Source organism: Microbacterium sp. LWH11-1.2 (assembly GCF_038397745.1).
Taxonomy (GTDB): Bacteria; Actinomycetota; Actinomycetes; order Actinomycetales; family Microbacteriaceae; genus Microbacterium.
In genome coordinates this window covers 142,371-165,190 of sequence record NZ_CP151636.1, presented here as the reverse complement: position 1 = coordinate 165,190, position 22,820 = coordinate 142,371, and the positions used below count along the sequence as shown (strand labels likewise).

General features: G+C 66.2%; 21 protein-coding genes. 16 read left to right on the top strand and 5 right to left on the bottom strand.

Translation table 11 applies throughout. The features are described 5' to 3' along the window. Window positions 1-9: 9 nt before the first annotated feature. Both MRBLWH11_RS00795 and MRBLWH11_RS00790 read right to left on the bottom strand, forming a co-directional pair. A complete protein-coding gene (locus MRBLWH11_RS00795; protein WP_341946353.1) occupies window positions 10-1,320 on the bottom strand; it encodes a dihydrolipoamide acetyltransferase family protein in 1,311 nt (436 codons plus the stop codon). Between the two features lie 2 nt (window positions 1,321-1,322). Beyond that, window positions 1,323-3,500, bottom strand: coding sequence for a thiamine pyrophosphate-dependent enzyme (locus MRBLWH11_RS00790; protein ID WP_341946352.1), 2,178 nt, complete (start codon window positions 3,498-3,500; stop codon window positions 1,323-1,325). A gap of 155 nt (window positions 3,501-3,655) precedes the next feature. On the opposite strand from MRBLWH11_RS00790, the gene MRBLWH11_RS00785 reads away from it, so the two are divergent. From MRBLWH11_RS00785 to MRBLWH11_RS00745, 9 genes are all read left to right on the top strand, one after another. Beyond that, on the top strand, window positions 3,656-4,198 hold the full coding sequence (locus MRBLWH11_RS00785) for a VOC family protein (RefSeq protein WP_341946351.1): 543 nt from the start codon (window positions 3,656-3,658) through the stop codon (window positions 4,196-4,198). A gap of 7 nt (window positions 4,199-4,205) precedes the next feature. Beyond that, a complete protein-coding gene (locus MRBLWH11_RS00780; RefSeq protein WP_341946350.1) occupies window positions 4,206-4,874 on the top strand; it encodes a GntR family transcriptional regulator in 669 nt (222 codons plus the stop codon). Between the two features lie 161 nt (window positions 4,875-5,035). Beyond that, on the top strand, window positions 5,036-5,485 hold the full coding sequence (locus MRBLWH11_RS00775) for an acyl-CoA dehydrogenase family protein (protein ID WP_341946349.1): 450 nt from the start codon (window positions 5,036-5,038) through the stop codon (window positions 5,483-5,485). A gap of 70 nt (window positions 5,486-5,555) precedes the next feature. Then, window positions 5,556-6,239, top strand: a complete 684-nt coding sequence (locus MRBLWH11_RS00770; protein WP_341946348.1) for an acyl-CoA dehydrogenase family protein — start codon at window positions 5,556-5,558, stop codon at window positions 6,237-6,239. A 57-nt stretch (window positions 6,240-6,296) separates the two neighbouring features. After that, a complete protein-coding gene (locus tag MRBLWH11_RS00765; protein ID WP_341946347.1) occupies window positions 6,297-6,860 on the top strand; it encodes a flavin reductase family protein in 564 nt (187 codons plus the stop codon). Window positions 6,861-6,900: 40 nt separating this feature from the next. Continuing rightward, window positions 6,901-7,290, top strand: coding sequence for a RidA family protein (locus MRBLWH11_RS00760; RefSeq protein WP_341946346.1), 390 nt, complete (start codon window positions 6,901-6,903; stop codon window positions 7,288-7,290). A gap of 249 nt (window positions 7,291-7,539) precedes the next feature. Further along, window positions 7,540-8,796 (top strand): Xaa-Pro peptidase family protein, encoded by a 1,257-nt coding sequence (locus tag MRBLWH11_RS00755; RefSeq protein ID WP_341946345.1) that lies wholly within the window; start codon window positions 7,540-7,542, stop codon window positions 8,794-8,796. Window positions 8,797-8,940: 144 nt separating this feature from the next. Then, window positions 8,941-10,017, top strand: coding sequence for a LacI family DNA-binding transcriptional regulator (locus MRBLWH11_RS00750; protein ID WP_341946344.1), 1,077 nt, complete (start codon window positions 8,941-8,943; stop codon window positions 10,015-10,017). Between the two features lie 4 nt (window positions 10,018-10,021). Beyond that, window positions 10,022-10,888 carry an NAD(P)-dependent oxidoreductase gene (locus MRBLWH11_RS00745; RefSeq protein ID WP_341946343.1) on the top strand — a complete coding sequence of 289 codons (867 nt, stop codon included), beginning with the start codon at window positions 10,022-10,024 and terminating at the stop codon, window positions 10,886-10,888. A gap of 376 nt (window positions 10,889-11,264) precedes the next feature. On the opposite strand, the gene MRBLWH11_RS00740 is transcribed toward MRBLWH11_RS00745, so the two are convergent. After that, window positions 11,265-13,643 carry a glycoside hydrolase family 95 protein gene (locus MRBLWH11_RS00740; protein ID WP_116634265.1) on the bottom strand — a complete coding sequence of 793 codons (2,379 nt, stop codon included), beginning with the start codon at window positions 13,641-13,643 and terminating at the stop codon, window positions 11,265-11,267. Window positions 13,644-13,733: 90 nt separating this feature from the next. Here MRBLWH11_RS00740 and MRBLWH11_RS00735 point away from each other — a divergent pair, with 90 nt between their 5' ends. The 7 genes from MRBLWH11_RS00735 to MRBLWH11_RS00705 are packed head-to-tail and all read left to right on the top strand — an operon-like array spanning window position 13,734 to window position 21,449. Continuing rightward, on the top strand, window positions 13,734-14,990 hold the full coding sequence (locus tag MRBLWH11_RS00735; RefSeq protein WP_116634266.1) for an extracellular solute-binding protein: 1,257 nt from the start codon (window positions 13,734-13,736) through the stop codon (window positions 14,988-14,990). A 60-nt stretch (window positions 14,991-15,050) separates the two neighbouring features. Further along, window positions 15,051-15,983, top strand: coding sequence for a sugar ABC transporter permease (locus tag MRBLWH11_RS00730; protein ID WP_116634267.1), 933 nt, complete (start codon window positions 15,051-15,053; stop codon window positions 15,981-15,983). A gap of 29 nt (window positions 15,984-16,012) precedes the next feature. After that, on the top strand, window positions 16,013-16,936 hold the full coding sequence (locus tag MRBLWH11_RS00725) for a carbohydrate ABC transporter permease (protein WP_116634756.1): 924 nt from the start codon (window positions 16,013-16,015) through the stop codon (window positions 16,934-16,936). 4 nt (window positions 16,937-16,940) lie between these two features. Then, window positions 16,941-18,863, top strand: a complete 1,923-nt coding sequence (locus tag MRBLWH11_RS00720; RefSeq protein WP_116634268.1) for a hypothetical protein — start codon at window positions 16,941-16,943, stop codon at window positions 18,861-18,863. A gap of 50 nt (window positions 18,864-18,913) precedes the next feature. Further along, on the top strand, window positions 18,914-19,696 hold the full coding sequence (locus MRBLWH11_RS00715) for a ribonuclease activity regulator RraA (protein ID WP_341946342.1): 783 nt from the start codon (window positions 18,914-18,916) through the stop codon (window positions 19,694-19,696). Beyond that, complete coding sequence (locus tag MRBLWH11_RS00710) at window positions 19,675-20,631, top strand: aldo/keto reductase (RefSeq protein ID WP_116634270.1); 957 nt, start codon at window positions 19,675-19,677, stop codon at window positions 20,629-20,631. Before MRBLWH11_RS00715 ends, MRBLWH11_RS00710 begins: the two co-directional genes overlap by 22 nt. Beyond that, entirely contained in the window at window positions 20,628-21,449 is an 822-nt protein-coding gene (locus MRBLWH11_RS00705; protein ID WP_341946341.1) for an amidohydrolase family protein, read from the top strand. Before MRBLWH11_RS00710 ends, MRBLWH11_RS00705 begins: the two co-directional genes overlap by 4 nt. On the opposite strand, the gene MRBLWH11_RS00700 is transcribed toward MRBLWH11_RS00705, so the two are convergent. Beyond that, window positions 21,428-22,108, bottom strand: a complete 681-nt coding sequence (locus MRBLWH11_RS00700; RefSeq protein WP_116634272.1) for a GntR family transcriptional regulator — start codon at window positions 22,106-22,108, stop codon at window positions 21,428-21,430. The genes MRBLWH11_RS00705 and MRBLWH11_RS00700 overlap by 22 nt on opposite strands. 39 nt (window positions 22,109-22,147) lie before the next feature. Further along, entirely contained in the window at window positions 22,148-22,753 is a 606-nt protein-coding gene (locus MRBLWH11_RS00695; RefSeq protein WP_116634273.1) for an SGNH/GDSL hydrolase family protein, read from the bottom strand. Between the last annotated feature and the right edge of the window lie 67 nt (window positions 22,754-22,820).

Sequence of the window (22,820 nt, the reverse complement as noted above, 5' to 3'; positions counted from 1 at the left end):
CAGGTCAGGTCAGATCAGGATGGTGAGGGGGTTCTCGATGCGTCGCTGGAAGGCGGCGAGCCACTGGGCTGCGACCGCTCCGTCCAGCACGCGGTGGTCGGCCGAGAGCGTCACGGTCATGACCTTCCCGACCGAGAGCGCTCCGTCGGAGTCGATCGCTGGAACGGAGCGTGCGGCGCCGACCGCGAGGATTCCCGCCTGGGGAGGGTTGAGGATGGCGCTGAACTGCGACGTGCCGTACATGCCGAGGTTCGACACCGAGAAGCTGCCTCCCTCGAGCTCGTGCTGTTTGAGCCGCCCTGAGCGAGCACGATCCGCCATCTCGGCGATCGTGGCGCTCACCTCCGTGAGCGACATGCGCTCGATGCCGCGCAGGACCGGTGTGGTCAGTCCGCCTGCCGTGGCGACGGCGACGGAGACATCCGCGGACGAGAACTGCCGGATGCTGTCGCCATTCCACGTCGCGTTCGCCTGCGAGACTTCCATGAGCGCTGCACCGACGGCCTTCACGACGAAGTCGTTGACAGAGATCTTTCGGCTCGCCGTCTGATTCACCGTCGTGCGCAGGTCCATCAGTTCGTCCACGCGGCAGTCGGCCACCAGGTAGAAGTGCGGCACCGTGGACTTGCTCTCGGTCAGTCGTCGGGCGATCGCCTTGCGCATTCGATCGAGGGGGATGTCCTCGTAGGCTGCGGCGCTGCTCGGCGCGGCCGCAGCAGGGTCCGCACCCGACGGTTCCTGTGCCGGAGCGGGCGAGGTGGCGGTCGGGGCCACCGTCAGCTGTGCAAGGTGCGTCTCGAAGTCGCGACGCACGATCCGGCCGTGCGGTCCAGTTCCCTGAACGTCGCTCAACGCCACACCGTGCTGAGCGGCGAGGCGCCGAACGATAGGGGTCGCGAAGAGCCGCCGCGTCTGGCCATCGTCGCTCTGCTCCGCGACGTGTGTAGCCGTCGTATCCGACGAGGTCGTCGGCGCAGCCGCCAGGGTGGCGCTCGCCGGTTCCGGCTCTGACAGCGGGGGCGTTGTCGGCGCCCCCAGTCCGATCGCGGCGAGAGCGCCGTCGATGTCCTTCTCGGCGTCGCCGGGGGCGAGCATCACGAAGATCGGATCGCCCACTGCGACGCTGTCGCCCTGGGGCACCAGGAGGCGTCCGACCACTCCGGCGACCTCCGAGAGCATCTCCACGCTCGCCTTGTCGGTCTCGATCTCGGCGATCGGCTGATTCTGTGCGATGGTGTCGCCCGGCGCGACGAGCCACGACTGGACGGCTGCTTCCTCTGCGCCGGCGAGGATCGCGGGCATACGGATGATTTCCACCATGATCAGGATCCGAATCCGGCGCGGACAGCTTCGAGCCCCGCGACCACTTCTTCCGTGCGGGCGATGGCAGCCCGCTCCAATACGCGAGAAATGCTGGGGGATGCTTCTTCGCCGGTGACGCGGGCGACGGGCTGGTCGAGCCAGTCGAAGAATCGCCGCTGGATCTCGTCCGCCAGCCACGCGCCGTAAGACGTTCCCTGCGAGCCCTGTTCGACGATCAGCACGGCATTCGTCTTGCGGATGCTCTCGCCGATCGTGTCCCAATCGATGGATGCGCGGTCGAGCCAGCGCAGGTCGATGAGTTCGGCATCGATCCCGGTCTGCTCGATCGCCTCCTTGGAGTGGGCGACCATGGACAGGTATGTGAGGACTGTGACATCAGAACCTTCGCGAAGGACCGCCGCCGAGCCGGGTTCGATGATGTAGTCGAGATCGCCCTCGGGGATCTCGTCGGCGGTGCTGTAGAGGTCGACGTGCTCGATCACGAGCACGGGGTCCTGTAGTGCGAGTGCCGAGTTCATCAGACCGACGTAGTCCCTCGCATTGGAGGGGGCGACGATGCGCCATCCGGGGCTGGTCGCAAAGATTCCCGCGGGGTCCATCAGATGCTGCGAGCCGTAGCCGGAACCCATCGCGACCTTGGTGCGCAGCACGAGCGGCACGTCGTTGTCGCCGCCGAACATGTGCCGGGCCTTGCCGATCTGGTTGAAGACCTGGTCTGCGGCCACCCACATGAAGTCGGGGTACATGAACTCGACGACCGGACGAAAGCGACCGTCCAGTGCGAGACCGCCAGCAAGCCCGACGAACGCGTTCTCACTGATCGGTGTGCCGAGGACGCGTTCGTCGCCGTACTTCTTCGACAGGCCCTTCGTGGCTCCGTTCGTCCCACCGTTGAGGCGGTGCACGTCTTCGCCCATCACGACGATGCGCGGGTCCGTCTCCATACGGCGGTCCATCACCTGAGCCACCGCGTCGATGAACTTCACCGGTCGGAGCGGAGCGGCCTCGTCAAGTGCGGGGAGGCCGTGCAACTCGCTGCCGTCGCCGCGGACGCCCACGTTGACGAAGCCCGTCTCCGGCCACAATTCCGGACGGATACGGCGCTTGCCTGGACGGTCCGGGTCGGATTCGAGGAGCTGCGCCGAGGCCTCGGTCATCGCGCGCTGCACGCGCTCGCGGAGGGCGGCGACGCCTGCGACGTCGATGAGTCCACGGCGGATCATGTGCCGCGCCACGAGATCCAGGGGGTCGCGGGCGACCCAGTGCGCCTCTTCCTCCTTCGTGCGGTACCCGAACGCGCTACCCGGGTAGGCGCCGTTCTGGTGGAAGAACCGATACACCTCGGCCTCGATAATGGTCGGACCTTCGCCCGAACGCATCCGCTCGGATGCCTCAAGGGTGGCCAGGTGCACCGCAAGCGGGTCCATGCCGTCCACGCGCCAGGACGGGATACCGAAGCCCTGGCCGCGAACCGAGAATCGGGGATCGGCGGTGATCTCGTCGGCACGCGTCGATACCGCATAGAGGTTGTTTTCGACGAAGAAGCAGACCGGCAGCTTCCACGCTGCGGCGAGATTCATGGATTCCAGGACGGATCCGATCTGCGCGGCACCGTCGCCGAAGTAGTTGATCGACAGATCTGTCGTTCCTGAGTGCTTCTGTGCCCAGGCGTTGCCGGTGGCCATCGGCGCGCCGCCGCCGACGATCGCATTGGTGCCGAGAGCTCCGGCTTCGAACCACTGGAGGTGCATCGATCCACCGCGACCGCGGCAGTATCCCTGCGCGAGGCCGAGGATCTCGGCCAGAGTGCGCTGCAGGACGGTCTGGATGTCTTCGCTCACAGGCTGGGTCGGGTCGATCCTTCCTGCGCTGACGTGGGTGAGCGCCTTGGCGAGGAACTGATGGTGACCACGATGAGAGCCGTTGACACCGTCCGTCGAGCGGAGCCCCACGATCGAACCGACCGCCCCGCCTTCCTGTCCGATGCTCGAGTGCGCGGGGCCGTGCACCAGTCCCTCGCCGGCGATCTCGAGGACGGTCTCCTCGAAGGCCCGGATCAGATGCAGTTGGCTCAGCATCGTTCCCAGGAGTGCGGGATCGGCTGCATTCCAGTCCGCGTCCGTAGTGGTCAACTGGAACCAGTCGGCGCCGGTCTGGAGTCGCTTCTTCTTCGGCATCTTCGCCCATTCCTCTCGCGCGATCACCTAGACCGCTGAAACGACGGTAGCGGAGTATCGGATACAATTCAAACGTTTGCATATGCGGGTTTCTCGTCGTAGACTCCCAATGTGGGTACGATGTATCCAATTTGGCAGTGACAGAGGAGTCCACCATGGCTGACGCCGTGCGACCTGGCATCCCGGGAATCCGCGGAACCGACCACATCGGATTCACCGTCCCGGATCTGGAAGAAGCTGAGCGCTTCCTCGTCGACATCCTCGGCTGCGATCGCGTCTACACCCTCGGTTCGAAGCAGTCCGACGACGACTGGATGCAGACGCATCTCGGAGTGGATCCGCGTACTGTCATCAGCGAGATCCGCTTCTTCCGGCTCGGCAACGGAGCCAACTTCGAAGTGTTCCTGTACGAGGCCGCCGACGGTCAGGCGCCCCATCCTCGCAACAGCGATCTCGGCGGTTATCACATCGCGTTTTACGTCGATGACCTCGACGAAGCGGTGCGCTACCTGAAAGACAAAGGCGTCGAAGTCATGGGCTCACCGACGTCGAGTGCCCAAGCAGCCGAAGGCCAGCGCTGGGTCTACTTCATCAGTCCGTGGGGTCTGCAGTTCGAACTCGTGAGCTTCCCCCAGGGTAAGGCGTACGAGCAGTCAGCCGACCGCCTGTTGTGGCACCCGGCGCACCCGGGGCGGTGAGACAGTCATGTCGATGGTGAACAATTCGACCATCCATGGCGCGACCGGCGCTCGCATCGCGGCGACGCTGCGCGACGCCATCCTCTTGGGCGAGTACGCGCCAGGTGAGCGCATTCGCCAAGGCCAGCTTGCCGACCAGCTCGGCGCCAGCCGCCTGCCCGTGCGGGAGGCGCTGCGGATGCTTGAGGCCGAAGGTCTCGTGACGATCGTCGCGAACACCGGAGCCTGGGTGTCGAAGCTCACGGCATCGGACTGCGAAGAGATGTATCGCATGAGGGAATGTCTGGAGCCGCTTCTCCTCGGTCTGAACGTGTCTGTGCTGCCGGAATCTGTGATCGACGACATGAGCGCCCTCGCTGACGCGATGGAGAGCACCTCCGACGTCGAGCGTTTCCTGCTCCTAGACCGCGAGTTCCATCACTCGAGCCTTCAGGCGGTGCAGACCACTGTTCTCGCTGAGACGGTCTTCCGTCTGTGGAATCGCACGCAGCACTACCGTCGAGCCGCAACGCGTCTCTTCTATCGTGAGGGCGATGATGCCGTTCATCATGATCACCACCTCCTCGTCACGGCTCTTCGTCGTCGAGACGCCGAAGAGGCCGAGCAGGTGCTCCGTCGGCATATCCGCCGCAGTCGACTTGAACTGGTTCGACATCCCGAGGTCTTTGATGCCTGACTCGCGGAAGGTGACGCCTCCGCGCACACGACGCAGGCGAATCCGACTTATCACGACCTGGAAACATCGCGGCAACAATCTCGACCTAGCATCAGACGCAAGCAATCGTTTGCAATCATCCTTTCGCTTCGAACGATCAGACGCCCCGAGGAGGAACACCTATGTTTGACACGCTTGTTCGACCATCGATCACCGAGATCATCGATCAGCTCACGATGCTTCGCCCCGAGCTCGCGGAAGGGGGACGCGAAGGAGATCTCTCCCGGCGTGTTCCGGAGCGCGTCTTCAAGGCAGTTCAGGCCACAGGTGCCTTCAACGTGTCGGCGCCGGAGAAGTTCGGCGGGCTCGCGGCCAACTCCCGCGACGTGCAGGCCGTGACCAGTGCGATCGGCGCCGGCGACGGCAGCCTCGCCTGGATGGCCGGCATCTACAACACCGGCGCCTGGGTGCTGAGCCTCATGAGCGATCAGGCCCAGGAAGACGCCTGGGGCGAGCGAGGAAAGGTGGGCGCTCTCGTCTCCATCGTTCTGGCCACCACGTCAGAGGGCTGTCGCCGTCGACGGGGGATACCGCATCACTGGTCGTTGGACGTACGGCACGGGCAGCCGTGAGGCGGACTGGTCGCTCCTCGGTATCCCGCTCAAAGACGGTACGGGCGAGATCATCGACGCCGGTGTCGCGTTGATCCCCCGCGAGAACCTCACTTTCGAAGACGACTGGTTCGTCGCCGGAATGAAGTCGACGGCGAGCGTAACTCAGCTCGCGACCGATGTCTTCGTGCCGAGTCACCGCATCTTCCGGCTGACCGCGGCGATAGAGGGTGAATACACCGGCAGCAACCGGGGGACGTCGTACCGCACGATGTTCGTGCCTTCTCTCTTCATGAATCTGGTGGGACCCCATCTCGGGATGGGGCGCGCGGCGTTGGACTTCGTGGTCGCGGCGGCAGAGACCAAGTCGATCGCCTTCACGGGATATGACCGTCAGGCGGATTCGACGATCTTCCAGTACGCGCTCGCGAAGTCTGCCGTGCAGCTCGCCGCGGCCGAGGCGCTGGCCGAGCAGGTCGCCGACGAGATCTACCTCACGGCAGAGCGGGGCGACTACGCACCGTATGCCGACCGGATCGCGCTGCGCGCGAAGGTCGGCTGGATCATCGACACGATCACTCAGCTCATCGGCGATTTGGTGACGGCGCACGGTTCCGCCGGGTTCGCCGATTCGTCGACGCTCCAGCGGATCTGGCGCGACCAGGCAGCAGCAGCCCGACACGGGCACACCCTCTCGGCGAGCGGCTATGAGGCTCTCGGGCGGGTGATGGTGGGCCGTGAAAGCGATGCCCGCTTCGTCCTGCCTGTTGTGTGAGTCCCGAGTGTCGACCCCGATTCCGAACCCAACCAACTGAACGGTGAGAAGATGACCATGACTGATACGCATTCCGCTATTTCCGCCGATGATTTCCGCTTCGCCTTTCGGTCGCACCCGGCGGGCGTCGCGATCGTCACCGCCGATGCCGGAGACGGCCCGGTCGCGATGACCGTCAGCTCTGTCGCATCCGTGTCGATCGACCCGCCGACTCTCGTCTTCTCGGCTTCCGCCCTTTCGTCGAGCACGCCGACCATCCTCAAAGCGGAGACGGTCGTGGTGCACATGCTCGCCGCCGACCAGGTGGCGCTGGCCAAGCTGGGGGCGCAGCGCGGAGTCGACCGATTCGGCCCGGACATCGAATGGAGTCGGCTCCCCTCCGGCGAACCCTATTACCCGGGTGCGCACTGGCTGCGCGGCAGAGTCGTCCAGCGCGTAGACGCGAACGGATCGACTCTGATCGTCGTCGAGGCGATCGAATCCAAGCAGCACGGTGACGACGTGGACCAGGAGCCGGTGCCGCTTGTGTACCACAACCGGCGTTGGCACACGCTCTCGGATCGATCGACGCTTCCCACATCGTCCGTTCCGTTCTGCGTCGTCTACGGACGAGACGAGTAAGACCCGATCAATCAACCGCATACAACAAGGAGTAGTCACCATGACCAACGAACGCATCTCTCGCATCCCGGCTCCCGTGGTTCCCGGTATCTCGGACAGCACCCGAGTCACCGCGGGCGAGCTCGTCTTCATCTCGGGGCAGGTCGGATTCGAAGAGGATGGCTCGGTCCCCACCGACTTCAAGCGCGCGATCGAGCTCACCTACGGCGAGTTCGAGCGTGCCCTGCACGCTGCCGGCGTCACGTACGACGACCTGGTGCGCGTGAACGTCTACATCACGGAGCTCGACCAGGAGAAGCTATTCACGTGGCGCGAAACGCGCAACGGGATCATCAAGACGACGACGCCGTCCGCGAGCACCGTCATCGGCGTGCATTCCCTCTACAACGGCGCCACGATCGAGATCGACGGCATCGCCGCCGCCCGATAGGACGGAGAGAGTGGGTGGCCTCTCGGTGTGAGCGGCCACCCACTCGTCCGGCGCTGTCGGCGCTCTGAATCTGGGCGGAATCTTCACCGCCCATTCGGGGCTCGTCTTGTGCCCTCCGATGGCCTCCTCGCCATCGTGGTGGGGAAACGGCTGCGATCCCCTTAGAGATCAGACTCCGACTTAATGCAATCGATTGAATTTGCGGTAACGTCGATCTCGACCACCGTCCCAACAGAGAGGCCGTCACCGATGGCTGAGGCCGCCAACACCCCCCGACCGCTTCTGACGCCCGGACACATGGGAGTCGACTACGAGATGCGAGTCGACTTCTCCCGTCTGCGCGACTATCGACTTCAGCGTGCCCAAGCAGCCCTCGAGGCGAGCGAATGCGGGGCCTTCCTGTTGTTCGACTTCTACAACATCCGCTACACCACTTCGTCATGGGTGGGGGGCGCGCTGGGGGACAAGATGATCCGGTACGCCCTGCTCACGCGCGGGGGCGAGCCGCACCTGTGGGACTTCGGTTCTGCCGTGAAGCACCATCAGCTCTACTCGCCGTGGCTGAAGCAGGAGCACAATCACCCCGGCTTTCTTGGATTCCGTGGAGCGGTGGCTCCCACCGCGGGTCTCATGGTCGATGCGGTGACCGAGATCAAGGGGATACTCAAGGACCTCGGACTGCACAACGCTCCTGTCGGGGTCGACATCGTCGAGCCGCCATTCCTGTTCGAGATGCAGCGACAGGGACTCACAGTGGTCGACGCCCAGCAGCACATGTTGGACGCCCGCGAGATCAAGAGCGCGGATGAGATTATGCTCCTGAATCAGGCGGCGGCGATGGTCGACGGCGTCTACACCGATATCGTCGAGGCGCTGAAGCCCGGCGTGCGCGAGAGTGACATAGTCGCCCTGGCTGCAAAGAAGCTCTATGAGTATGGTTCCGATCAGGTGGAGGCGATCAACGCCATCTCGGGAGAGCGCTGCAACCCGCATCCGCACAACTTCACCGACCGGATCATCCGTCCCGGAGATCAGGCGTTCTTCGACATCATCCACTCGTTCAACGGCTACCGGACGTGCTACTACCGCACGTTTAGTGTCGGTCGCGCAACGGGGCCTCAGAAGGCGGCCTACTCGCGTGCCAGAGAGTGGATGGACAACGCGATCGCAGCGATCAAACCAGGGGTGGGCTCAGACGAGATTGCTTCGTTGTTCCCGACGGCGGAGTCCTTGGGATTCGACGACGAGCTCTCGGCGTTCGGTCTGCAGTTCTGCCATGGACTTGGACTCGGCCTCCACGAACGCCCGGTGATCTCGCGGCTGAACAGTTATCGCGAACCAGTCGAGATCAAGACCGGCATGGTGTTCGCGGTCGAGACCTATTGCCCGGCAAGCGACGGCTATTCCGCTGCGCGAATCGAGGAAGAGGTCGTGGTGACCGAGGACGGTCCAGTCATTCTCACGAAGTATCCGGCCGACGAGCTCATGGTCGCCAACCCCTACTGACATGAGAAGCAGAGAAGACCAGCAGCTCCGATGCGTCGCGACGTACGCGGAGGGGGGATCTGCACCCCAGTCGGGGTCGATCGCCCCAGCGGCGCCGCGGCGTCGGTCCCCAACGAGCACATGAATCGACGTTACAGTGCGAGCATGGCAGATTCGCGCACTCCCAATCTGAAAGACGTCGCACATGAGGCTGGAGTCCACGTCGCGACAGCATCTCGTGCGCTGAGCGTCGATCAGTCGCACCTCGTGAGCGAGGCGACGAAGGAGCGGGTTCGCGCTATCGCCGAAAAGCTCGGTTATAGGACGAACGCGGTTGCGCAGAGTCTGCGTACGGGGCGCACGGGAACGGTCGGCGTCGTCGTCGCAGATCTGGGAAACTCATTCGTGGTCTCGCTGTTACGCGGGATCGAGTTCGAGTCGCGCGGGGGCACCTACACCCCGCTCGTCGTCGAGACTCATGACGACCCGGAGACGCTGCGCAGCGTCGTGACCCGGCTGCTCCGCAATCAGGTGGACTGCATCATCTTGAGCGCTGCCCAGATTGATGATGGGGACTTCGTCGCCGACCTCGAGCGTCAGGTGCCCGTCGTTCTCGCTGTGCGAGGGTTCGGCGCTGCCGAGCCCGACAGCCCCACCCACCACCTGGAAGCGCTTCCGGATGACTTCGCGGGTGCTCGCCTCGCGGCGGAGCATCTGATCGCGTTGGGCCACCGCCGTCTCGCGCAGATTCCCGGAACGTCGCAGATCTCGTCGTTCATCGACCGGGAGCGGGGTTTCACCGCTGCCGTTGAAGAACATCCCGATGTCGTCGACGTCTCGACCGGCGTGCGCGCCACGGAAAGCACCGTCGACGAGGGGCGACGGCTCGCGCATGCGCTTCTGCAAAGGCGCCCGGAAGAGCGACCGACAGCCATCTTCGCGCATAACGACCTGATGGCAGTCGGGGTGATCGACGCGATCCGCGCAATCGACCTGCGGTGTCCCGAAGACATCTCCGTGGTCGGATTCAATGATGCACCGCTCATCGATCACATCGATCCGCCGCTGACGACAGTGCGTCTTCCCGGTTTCGAACTCGGGCGACGAAGCGCTCGCCTCGCTTTCGATCTCCTGGAAGGGGTGAGACCTGCACAATCCCGACTCATACTCGCCCCTGAGTTCATCGAGCGCCGCTCCACGCGCCCTCTCAGTCCAGATCACACTCGAACAACGAACGGATGAACTAATGACTACCGTAGGATTCATCGGTCTCGGCACGATGGGGGCGGCGATGGCGGGCCGCCTCATCGATGCTGGCCACACCGTGCTCGTCTGGAACAGGTCGAGTGCAGCGGCAGAGCCGCTAGTCGCGGCCGGCGCTCGATCGGTGGAATATCCGGCGGAAGCCCTCCGTGCGGGTGTGGCCATCTCCATGCTCGCCAACGACGCCGCGGCCAGTGCCGTCTTCACTCCCGATGCGCTTCGGTCTGCGTCCGGTGCGGTGCACGTCAACATGTCCACGTTGAGCCTCGCCACCGTGCGGGAGCTGGTCGTGCGGCACCGCGAGGCCGGCGTGGCGTACGTCGCTGCCCCTGTACTCGGACGCCCCCACCTCGCTGCGAGCGGCGGGCTGAACATCGTCGCGGCTGGGCCGTCGGACGCCCTGAATCGCGCCGAGGAATTCCTTTCTGTGCTTGGGAAGCGGACCTGGCGGCTCGGAGAGGAACCCGAGCGAGCGAATCTTGTCAAGATCGGGGTCAACTACAACCTCATCCATACCTTGCAGGCCCTGGCCGAATCCGTCAACCTCGTCGAGCGGGGCGGTGTGGACGGTTCAGTCTTCGTCGAGATCCTGACCGACGCAGCCTACACGGGCACTGCGTACACCGGATACGGCAAGATGATCGCCGAGCGCGGCTACAGGCCAGTCGGATTCTCCGCTGCGCTGGGTCTCAAAGATCTCACTCTGGCGCAGTCTGCCGCACAGGAATATCGGGCTGCCCTTCCTACGGCGGATGTCCTCGCCGACATTTTCGAGCAGACTCTTGAGGACGGCGAACTTTCGCAGCTGGACTGGTCGGCGATGGCTGAGATCACGCGCCGACAGAACTGAGGGCGGAGTAGCTGTAGCGTTGCATATCGGATGTTCGAGCGTGGCATCGACGATCGTGAGCTCTCTTCGGGACATGGCCCCGAAGAGCCGCTCCGCGACGGTGCGCGTGTGATGCTGGGCCTCGACGAGTGTCCGGGAAGTGTCCGGAGTGTCCCGAGCACAGCGATCTCAGAGCGCAATGCGAGTGTGGCGAGAACCACGAGAGCCAATGTTGAACGGTTGTAGATCCGCATTGTCATGCGGTGCCCAAGGCGATCCGGGGCCAAGCGCGCAGACGGGCGAGAAGCCAGCCATGGAGGGAGCACCACCCTGCTAAGGTGGAGTCCCCTCACGGGGACCAGGGGTTCAAATCCCCTCGTCTCCGCACCTGGATCGTTCAGACGATCCCTCCTCCGAGTCGCACCCGATCTCCGATGCGTCTGAAGACGACCTCGGTCGTGATGCCGGGTGCCAGCACGATGCGCGGCCCGAGCGCGTCCGTCGCACGGCACTCCAGTTCGGCAGCGATGAGCTGCGCCGTCCCCGACGCATCGAAAGTCCACTCCATGTCGATGGAGATCCCCGGTCTCGCGATCAGCCCTGTGACCCGCCCCGGCCCGAACGAGCGGGGGACTGCCGGGAGCAGATCGAGCGCGCCCTCGTGGGACTGCACAAGCATCTCCACGACCGCGGCGAGGTAGCCGAGGTTGCCGTCGATCTGGAACGGCGGATGCGCCGAGAAGAGGTTGGGGTAGAGGCCGCCCACCCATGTTCCGCGATCGACCGACATGTCGCGGAACATCAGCTGCAGCAGTCGATCGATCTGCTCCGTCTGCCGCAGCCGCGCTCGCAACGCGAGCTTCCACGCCAGAGACCACCCGGTGGATTCGTCGCCTCGCTCGTCGAGGAATCGACTGGCCGCGGCGAGGAGTGCAGCATCGCTCGAGCCCGGGCCCGGATAGAGGAAGTAGAGCGGGGACAGGTGACGATGATGCGGGTCGGTCGGCGTGAGATCGCCGGCCCACTCGGCGATGCTGCCGGAGCTCGAGATGCGCGGTCCCGGGATGCGGGGGAGGGCGTCGATCGCGGCGAGCACCACCTCGTCGTCCGCGCGTCCGAGAACGCGCCCTGCGTCGATCAGAGCGCGGAGATGGTCGCGCACCAGGTCCAGATCCAGAGCCGCGGATGCCGCGACGGCACCCACACCCTCAGCGGTCACGAAGTCGTTCTCGGGGGACGTCGAGGGGGACGTCCCGAGCTGTCCGTCCGGCGCCGCCCGGAGAATGGCGAGCGCGAACCGTGCCGCGGACGCCAGGATGCCGAATCGTCGCTCGAGCACCGCGCGGGAATCGCCGTAGGAGGCGTGATCGATGAAGCGGCGGGCGAGCCAGAGGCCGCCCATGGGCCAGAACGCCGACTTGGCATCGTGCGTGCCGTGCCCGATCATCTGCGTGTACGCCCAGGCGTCGGTGTTGTGATGCGCCACCCACCCGTCGGTGCCGTACAGTCGGCGAGCGGTCTCCGTGCCCCGTTCCGCGAGCCGTCCGATGAGGCGATCGAGAGGCTCGGCCGTCTCGGCCAGGTTGACGGCATCCGCCGCCCAGTAGTTCATCTGCAGGTTGATGTTGAGCGTGTAGTTGCAGCTCCACGGCGGACGGATGCTGTCGTTCCAGATGCCCTGGAGATTGGCGGGGAGCGTGCCGGGCCGCGACGAGCAGATGAGCAGGTACCGACCGTAGTTGAAGAGCAGGGCAGCGAGCGCGGGATCGCGTTCCAGTCGCACACCTCCGACGTCGAGGTTCTCCAGGCGCCTCCCGGTGTCGCCCGCGGTGGCCCCGGAGCCGAGGTGGAGCACGGTCCTCTCGTAGAGCGCGGCGTGATCCGCCACCTGATCGGCCCGCACGAGATCGAGCCCGCGGTCCCGTGCGGAGCGGACCCGGCGACCCGCCTCGCGCGACGCCGACTCGGCATCGCCGCGCAGGGCGCGGCCGTCGTCGGCGTAGGTCGTCGCGGTGGCGAGGACGAGAGTCAGTCTCGTCGCAGATCGCACCCCGATCGCCTCTGTGATCGACTCATCCGTGACGCCGTCGTGCTCCACGGCGATCACCGCGGCGCCCTGCAGAGACTCGCTGACGTCATCGGAGTAGCGGACCGGCCGGTCGGCATCCGTGTGGGGTGGGAAGACGTCGACCGGCATGCGGAGCAGCATCTCGAGGACTCCCGTTCCGCGCCGGTTCGCGAGGACTCTGAGCGCGCTGGTCATGCGGACGCGTATGTCGACCGGTTCGCTCGCCGTGATGTCGTGGATCAGGACGCCGTCCGGCGCGCTCACCCGTGTGACGTGGGTGAGGTCGACGCCGCGGACGCGCCCGGACGCCGTGTGAGTCGCCGTCGGCAGGTGCAGTTCTCGATGGTAATGGTCGACCGTGTCGGTCGATGCGTGGGGAGGCGGATCGACGCGGATCTCCACGTCGGCGAACGGGAGGTAGGCCTGGCTGTGGCGATGCTGGAGCGCGCGCAGTGCGTGCTCGGCATCGGCGTATCGCTGTTCGGAGACCGCGGTTCTCGCGCGACGGAGCGCTTCGGACGCGATATCGGCCGCGACCGGTGCGAGCAGTTCGGAGCCCGGTCCGCCTGACCACGCGGTGTCGTCATTGATCTGCAGGCGAGGGGAAAGGAGGTCGCCTGAGCACATCGCGCCGAGGCGGCCGTTGCCGAGCGGCAGGGCCTCGTCGAAGGTCTCTGCGGGATGGGAGTATTCGAGGCTGTGAACCATGACCTGTCTTCTTCGAGGTGACAAACGATTATCGATTACTGTATGTTATGACTGTTCTTCCACAACGATGTGTTCTTGAAAGGATCGACGATGCTCAGACGACGGAAACTCGCGCTTGCCGCTGCCCTCACCGCGACCACGGCCGCCCTCGCCGGGTGTGCCACGGGCGGAGGTCAGGGCGACGGGAGCGCGACCGAGATCCGCATGCTCGTGAACGTGACCCCCAATCTCACCGAGGAGTGGTGGAACGATCTCGTCGCCCCCTTCGAAGAGGCCAACCCCGACATCGACGTCGTCATCCAGAACCCCGGTGCCGAGGGAGTCACAGCGGCGGTGCCGCGACTGCTGGCGTCCGGCGACGTGCCAGACATCGTGCAGAGCATCCCTCCGTCGCTCGAGCTCGCCCCGGAGCTCGTCGACCTCTCGAAGTACGAATGGGCGTCGGAAGGCCCTCTCGCCGACCAGTACTCGATCGACGGCGCCTATTATATGGCCGGCATCGGCGTCCAGTTGCAGAGCCTCATGTTCTACAACAAGGCCGCGTTCGAAGAAGCCGGCATCGCCGAGGTCCCGACCACCCTCGAGGAGCTCGACACCGCACTGGGCAAGCTGTCCGCAGCGGGGTGGGTTCCCCTCCAGACCGGCGGCGATTGGATGTCCAGCCACCTGCTCCAGGCGATCGGGCTTCCCTCGATCATCGCGGAGCACCCGGACTGGTTCGCCGAGATGGACGGCGGTGAGCTCACCTTCAGCGACACGTACGCGGATGCCGTCGAGCAGTATGCCGACTGGGTGAAGGCCGGCTACATCCCCCAGGATGCGCTCGGGGTCAAGTATCCCGATGCGGAACAGGCCTTCCTCGCGGGCAGCAGCGCGATCTACCCGATGGGCAGCTGGTTCGCGGGCACCGAGGCCAAGACCGAGGACGCTCCCGAGATCGGCGTCTTCCGCGCACCCGCCGTCGCGGGCGTGGACAACCCCGCGATGGGTGCCAACATCGCGAGCCCGTACCTCATCATGAAGTCATCGGAGCATCAGGACGCCGCGGCGAAGCTGATCGAGTACCTCACCACGGATGAGACCGCGGTCATGGATCAGCTCGTGGTCGACGGCAACTTCCGCGACGGCTACGAGTACGACATGACCGCGCTGGGCGAGGAGCTCTTCGCGATCGTCGCGGACACGCCTGCCGCCGACTACACCCCGACCGGTGAAGGCTACGGCGAGCGCGTTCTGCCCGGCGGGTACTCGACCGAGATCAACGCTCAGACGCAGGCTCTGCTGGGCGGTGTGCCGGCTGCGGATGTGCTCACCGCCATGGACGCCTGGTTCGACGCCAACCGCTAGCAATCCACTCCGGGGGTGCTGCAGCACCCCCGGTCCCCCCCTCGACGACGGAGGTCCCTGATGGCAGTGAGTGCCACATTCCGCCCGACTGCGGCTCGCGCGTCGCGGAGCGCCGCGCAGGTCTGGCGCCACCGGCTGCCCGGCATCATCATGGGCGGCCCCGCACTGCTGGTGTTCATCGCGATGTTCATCATCCCGATGATCCTCGCCGTCGTGCTCAGCTTCACCGACTGGAACGGCTACAGCCTCAACTTCACGTTCGTCGGGGTGGAGAACTACCTCTCCGCCTTCCGCAATCCGCGAACGGTGGATGCCGCGATCTTCACGGCGACCATCGCCCTCATCGGCACGGTGCTCTGCAACGTCGCCGGGCTCGCGGTCGGCGCTCTGATCGCCGGACCCGGCCGTGCCAACACCGTGATGCGGACGATCTTCTTCTACCCGTACATCATCAGCGCGCTCATCATCGGCTTCCTCTGGTCGGCGATACTCGCGCCCCAGGGCGCGACCAACGGGCTGCTCGAGCAGCTGGGGATCTCGGCGCTGCCGTTCCTCACCGACACGGGATGGGCCAAGGCGAGCGTCATCTTCACGGTGGTGTGGTCGCACTTCGGCTTCAACATGATCCTCTACATCGCCGGCATCAAGTCCGTCCCCGCGGAGTTCTACGAGGCGGCGACGGTGGACGGCGCGTCCCGCTGGCAGCAGTTCCGGCACGTCACCATCCCGCTCATCGCTCCGGTCGTCACCGTCAACCTCGTCCTGACGCTCGTCGGCCTGCTCAAGGTCTACGACATCGTGCTCGCGCTGACCGACGGCGGTCCAGCCGGATCGACGCAGACGATCGTCTACCAGGTGCTGAAGGACTCGTTCGCCCAGGCCGAGCTCGGGTTCGGCGCAGCCCAGTCGGTGATCCTCCTCGTCGTCACCGCGGTCCTCGGTCTGGCCGTGACGCTCGCCAGGCGCGGCTCCGAGAAGAAGGTGACGGACTGATGATGACCACCACGCAGACGAGGACGATCATGACGGTATCCGCTGGCATCATCGAGGAGATCGAGCCGCTGGAGGGACCGCGTCGACGCCGTCCCCGTCGGATCCGATCCCGCGGTCCACTCGCTCGTGTGGGCGCCACCCTCAAATGGGTGCTGCTCGGCTCGGGAGCGCTCGTGATGCTCGTGCCGCTGTACATCATGATCATCAGCGCGTTCAAGCCGCAGGAGGCGATCATCCGCTCGCCTCTCGCGATCGATCCGAGCATCTTCACTCTCGAGTACCTCGCCGAGGCGATAACGAGCGAGAAGTTCAACGTCATCGGCGCCTACGGCATCACGCTGCTCTTCGTGGTGCTGGTCAACGTCTTCGGCATCGCGCTCGCCGCCCCCGTCGCCTACGTGATCGCGAGAGGTCGCTCCCGATGGCATCTGGGGCTGCTCCTGGTCTTCGTCTCGGGGCTGTTCATCCCCGGGCAGGTGACGCTCATCCCGGTCGTCTTCGTGCTCCGACTGCTCGGACTGATCAACACGATCCCGGGGTTCCTCCTCTTCGAGACGGCGGCGACGCTGCCCGTGACGATCTTCCTCTTCGCGGCCTATCTCCGCACCGTGCCGAGGGACATCGACGAGGCCGCCTCCCTCGACGGAGCGGGTCGCATCCGGGCCTTCTGGTCGTGCATCTTCCCGATCATGAAGCCGGTGGTGGCAACGGTCGTCGTGCTCAACTCGATCAGCGTGTGGAACGACTTCGCCAGTCCCCAGATCATCCTGGGACCGAGCTCCGGCATCTACACGGTCACCACCGGGGTCTACGCCGCGGTGGGCGAGTTCTCGACGAGCTACACGACGGTCTTCCCGACCCTTCTACTCGCTGTCGCGCCCGCGGTCCTGTTCTTCATCGTCATGCAGCGCCACATCATCGGCGGCCTCGTCGCCGGCGCGACGAAGGGCTGACCCCGTGACGATCGACATCCCCTCGACGCCGCTCCGTGCCATCCCGGCCTGGGCCGTCCTCCAGCGCCGCGTCTTCGACGAGATCGAGGTCGCCTGGAGGAGCTTCTCCGACAGGTACACGGGCGGTGACGGCCGGCTGAACTGGTCGGGCTCGTTCGACAGTCGAGACGGTGTGGACGACTTCTACGAGCCGTTCTTCAACTGGCCGACCTTCCATGCGCTCGGCGGCAGCGACGACATCCTCATCGCCGCGAAGCGGCACTGGGAGGGCGTGACCGCGCAGCTCACCGAGGCAGGCATGCTCACGGAGGAGTTCGAGAACGGATACGACTGGTTCCATCAGGGGGAGTCGCTGCTGTTCTTCTACGCGCTGTGCGCTGCCGACCCCGACGACGTGCGATTCGCGGATCGAGCCCGGCGATTCGCGGAGCTCTACACGGATGCCGCGCACGGCAACTACGACCCGACCGCGAACATCATCCGGGCTCCCCACAACGGAGCACTCGGCGCACTCACCGGGCTCGGCAGGCAATGGCAGGCGTACTCGGCGAGCCAGCCCGAGATGCGACCGTACGGGCTGCCGCTCGAGCACCTCGACGGGATCCGCACGTGGGACGATCTCGCGAGTCCCGCCAACGCCGAGACCATGGGGCGTGCGATGCAGGAGCTCGCGATCGGCGATGTCCCCGTGAATCTCGCATCGACGAGCCTGGTCGTCAACCGGTGGCTCTACGACGGAGACCCGGCGGCCGCGTCCTGGGTGCAGCGATACGTGGACGGCTGGATCGGACGGGCCGCGGATCACGGCGGGCTCATCCCCGACAACGTGTCGCCGGAGGGGATCACCGGAGGGCGCCACGACGGTCGCTGGTACGGCGGTCACTACGGCTGGGGATGGCCGCACGGTCTGCATTCGGTCGGGATGGTCGCCCTCATCGGCGGCATCAACGCGTCGTTCGTCACCGGCGACGACCGATATCTCGACCTCGCCCGCACAGCGCTCGACACCGTGCTCGACCACTCGATCACGGCATCCGTCGCCGAGACGCCCTTCAGCATGCGCGGCAGCTGGCTCGCGAAACTCGGCTCGGCCGCGTCAGAGCCGATGACTCTCGTCCCCTACCGCTACGGCCGCGACGGCTGGTTCGACTACGGCCCGCTCTCCCTCGACCTCCCGACGTGGTTGTGGTGGTGGTCGAGAGACGCCGCCGACCTCGAGAGGCTCATCCGCGTCATCGACGGCTACCCGCGCACGGAGCACCCGGTGATGCCGTTCCGGGACAAGCTGGAGGCGGGACATGAGGCGCCGTGGCTCGAGTTCCTCGCCGGCAGGCTCCCCGACTACCCCGAGCAGGCACTGTCGATGGCGCTCGGTCAGATCGCGCGCCGCGTCGCGATCATGGACTCGGACGAACTCGATCCCGACGGCGATCACCTCCATTTCTGGCAGCGCGTGAACCCGGTCGTCACCGAGGTGCTCGGTCAGCTGATCAGCGGGACGCCGCAGATCCTCTACAACGGCGGACTCCCGTTCATGGCCGTCGCCTATGAGGATGTCGATGCGGCCCGACCCGGTCTGCCGCCGGATGTCGCGGCCCTCGTGCACCGACTCGACGGAGCCGAGATCGAGCTCGAACTCGTCAACACCTCCCACACCCGAACGCGCCGCGTACGGGTTCGGCCGTCGAGATTCGGCGAGAAGCGGATCAGCGGCGTCACGAGCGAGGGCGAACGCGGGGGCGTGCATCCCGGCGCGTCCACGACCTTCGCCTCGGTTCCCGGTGAGCGCTTCTCCGAACACCGCGACCTCGACGTCCCGGACGTCGTCGTCGTGCTGCCTCCCGCCCACGGTGCACGGCTCACGCTCACCACGGTGGCGGCATCCGATCGTCCCACCCACAAGCGCCCCGGCAGGGCAACCTCATGACCGACGACATCGCCGGCAGTACGCCATCCAGAGCACAAGGAGCTCCACCCATGTCCGATTCCCCGATCGAGCTCGCTCGACCAGACTTCGACCTTCCCGTGCGCGGCGGACGATTCGAACGCGCCGACGTCGAGTCGATCGCGAGAATGGGGACGGTGTCGTCGGCGACGGCGTGCGCCAAGCTGCACGGGATGGGGATCACCCGCTCGTTCGTCGACGGACCGCAGGCGCTCTCACCGGGACAGCGCGTCGTCGGCTCCGCCCTCACCCTGCAGTTCATGCCGCAGCGGGAGGACATGGCCTCCGGGCTCGGGCAGGAGTACGTCGAACGTCACACGGCGCTGTGGGAGCTGCTCGAGACGGTGCAACCCGGAGACGTGCTCGTCATCCAGGCCTACGGCAGCCGATTCTCCGGCTGCATCGGAGACATACTCGCCAGCTACTTCGCCCGCAAGGGCGGGGCGGGCATCGTCGTCGACGGACGCATCCGCGATGCCGGTCGCATCCGCGACCTCGGCATCCCCGTCTGGTCCACAGGCACCACGCCGCACTACGCCTCGCAATCCGAGCTCTTCCCGTGGGCGTACGATGTGCCCGTCGCCGTCGGCGGTACCCTCTGCATGCCCGGTGACCTCGTCGTGGCAGACGACGACGGCCCCGTCATCGTTCCGCAGCGGCTGGCTCATGACGTCGTCGATGCGGCGCAGGATCACGAGCAGTGGGAGGTCTTCAGCAGGCAGCGGCTGGAGGAGGGAGCGGTCCTGAGCGACTACTACCCGCTGTCGCCCGACGCTCGGCAGGAGTACGAGTCGTGGCTCTCCGCCCGAGCCTGAGGCCGGCGAGCGGCCGATCGGGTTCGCTGCTGGCGGGGTTGGGGTGCGCGCCCATCGGGAACCTCTACACACCCGTCCCCGATGACGCCGCGACGGCGACCATCGCGCGCGCCCTCGAGCGCGGCATCCGCTTCTTCGACACCGCCCCGCACTACGGGGCGGGGGAGAGCGAGCGACGCCTGGGCGCCGCTCTCGCCGGGGTGCCGCGCGACGACGTCGTCATCGCGACCAAGATCGGGCGGAGGATCGTCGCCGCCGACGGGGCGACCGTGGAGACCGGCGGCATCGGCGTCGACACCACAGGCGACCTCACCCGCGACGGAGTCCTGAGGAGCCTCGAGGGCAGTCTGCGTCGCCTGCGCACCGATCGGATCGATCTGCTGCACCTGCATGATCCGGAGGACGTCGATCTCGCACTCGCCGAGGTGATGCCCGTTCTTCACGATCTGCGGGACCAGGGCGTCGTGCGCGCGATCGGAATCGGTATGGTCCGCACCGCTCCGCTGGTGCGCTTCGTCGCGGAAGCGGAGGTCGATGTCGTCATGCCCGCGGGCCGGTTGACCCTCCTCGATCGGTCAGCCGAGGAGCAGCTGCTGCCGCTCGCCCGTGAGCGCGGCGTCGGGATCATCGGGGCTGGAGTGTTCAACTCCGGGATCCTCGCCGACCCGGTGGGCTCGCCCTACTTCGACTATCACGCCGCCTCCGATCGGCACCGCGAGCAGACGGATGCCTTCGCGGAGGTGTGCCGCCGGTGGGGTGTTCCGCTCGCCTGGGCGGCGGCGCGCTTTCCGCTGCGATACGCAGAGGTGGAGGGGATCGTCGTCGGTGCTCGCACGGCGCACGAGGTGGACGATTTCGCCGACGGACTCGAGGCCGAGCTCCCCGGTGAGCTCTGGGAGGAGCTGGACGAGGCGGCATCCGGCATCGCTCGATGACTCCCATCGTCGATGCGCACGTGCACCTGTGGGACGTCGAGCGGATGTCGATCCCCTGGTTCCGTGACGGCCTCCGGCTGCCGCGATCGGTGACGGCATCCGAGCTGCGCGGGGCGTTGGCGGGAACGGACGTGCGCTCGGTCCTCGCCGTGCAGGCGGCGGACACCCTCGGCGAGGCGCGATGGCTGCTCAGCGAGGTCTCGTCGCTGCCGGCATCCCGCGTCGTGCTGCAATACGAGCCGCACGATCAGGAGTGGAGCGGCGCGACGGGTGCCGCGATCGAGGAATCCGGCGGCCGCGTGGCCGGCATGCGCGTGGCTGCACCCGCCGCTCGGGCGGATCTCGCCGACGTGCCGCACCTCGAAAGGCTCGCGGAGGGACTCGCGGAGACGGGAAGGGTCATGGAGGTGCTCATCCGGGCCGAGCAGCTCCCCGCGGTGCGAGGGCTCGCCGAACGGCATCCGTCCCTCGCCATCGTCGTGTGCCACCTCGGTCTCGGGATGGCGGAGCCGACCCGGCGATGGCGTGATGATCTGCGGTCGCTCGTCGACGTGCCCGCGGTCGTGGCGAAGTTCTCCGGCGTCGCACGGACGCCGGGCGATGGGCGGCGACTGCGTTCGCTCTTCGCCGATGCCGAGGCCGCGGTCGGAGTGGACCGGCTGATGTTCGGCAGCGATTGGCCGATGTCGTCTCGGGTGCTGCCCTACCGAGACCTCATCCGTCTGACGGCCGAAGCCGTCGGAGAGCTGGACGCTGTCGGTGCGCGAGCATTCTGGTCGGGTACCGCCGCGCGGACCTACTCGCTCGCCTCGTCCTGATCGGTCGGGACGAGCAGCGTTCCGGCGGCGTGGGCGCGGAAGAGCTCTGCGGCGGCGGCCGGATCGGATCCTTCGAGCACATCGAGGAGGCTGCGGTGCCAATCCGCCACCTGCACCCAGTCTCCCGGGAAATGCGGGTCGCCGAGCACGTGCATCGATCGCAGGCTCGGCTCGATGATGTCCCACATCCGAGGGAGATAGCCGTTGCCGCTCGCCTCGATGACCGCCCGGTGGAACGCGAAGTCGAGCTCGCGGAACTCACCGAGGCGCAGGTCGTGGGCGGCGGTGTGCATCTCGTCGATGAGGCCGCTGAGGCGGCGCCGCGTCGCGTCATCCAGACGACCGCAGGTGAGCGAGCCGGCGAGCGATTCGAGAGCGGCTCGAGCGACCTTCGCCTGCTCCACCTCTTCGTCGGAGTACCTGGCGACGAAGTTGCCCTGGTGACGGATGTGCGTCACCAGACCCTCGTGCGAGAGCCGCTTGAGCGCATCGCGGACCGGGGCCTGACTGACCTCGAGCTTGCGGGCCAGCTGAGACTCGACGAGCTGTTCTCCCGGGTGCAGGGTCGCATCCTTGATCATGGCCTTGATCAGCACATAGATCTGGTCGGAGAGCAGGCCTTTCTGCAGACCGGTGACCGAGCTGAACACATCGCTCATGTGCACACCATAACCTCTCTATGACAATCGTTCACAGCGTCACGCCCGACCGCTGTACGCGTCGAGCCAGGCGTCCGCGATGATGCGGGATCCCGTGGCTGTCGGGTGCACGCCGTCGGGGGCGAGGGCTTCGCCGCCGACACCCGCCGCGGCCTCGGAGAGGATGCCGTGCAGCGGGACGAACGATGCGTCGAGCTCTGCAGCGATGGCGGCGACCGCGCGCCTCTTCCCTGCAAGGTCGTCGAGCCACTCGCGCTGCTCCGATCGCACGGGAAGCAGGAAGGGCTCCATGAGGATCAGGCGGGGAGCATGGTCGCGCGGCCAGACGTCGAGGAGGTCGCCCAGGGCGTCCTCGAATTCCTGCGAGGTCGTCGGATCTCCGTCGTCGAACCGGCGCCAGGTGTCATTGACGCCGACATACACGGTGAGTGTGGAGGGGGAGTGGGACAGGACGTCGCGCTCCCATCTGGCGGACAGGTCGCGGACGCGGTCGCCGGCGATGCCGGCATTGATGATCCGGGAACCCGGCAGCTCGGGGGCCACCAGGGAGACATACCCGTCACCCAGGGAATCCGGCCGGCTCCTATCGCGACCCGCGTCGGTGATCGAGTCGCCGACGAACATGAGGATCTCGTGTGCTGACATCCGCTTCCTTTCCTTGCCACCACTCTATCGATAATCGCTAGAAACATGCGGAAGGGGCGGTCGCCGA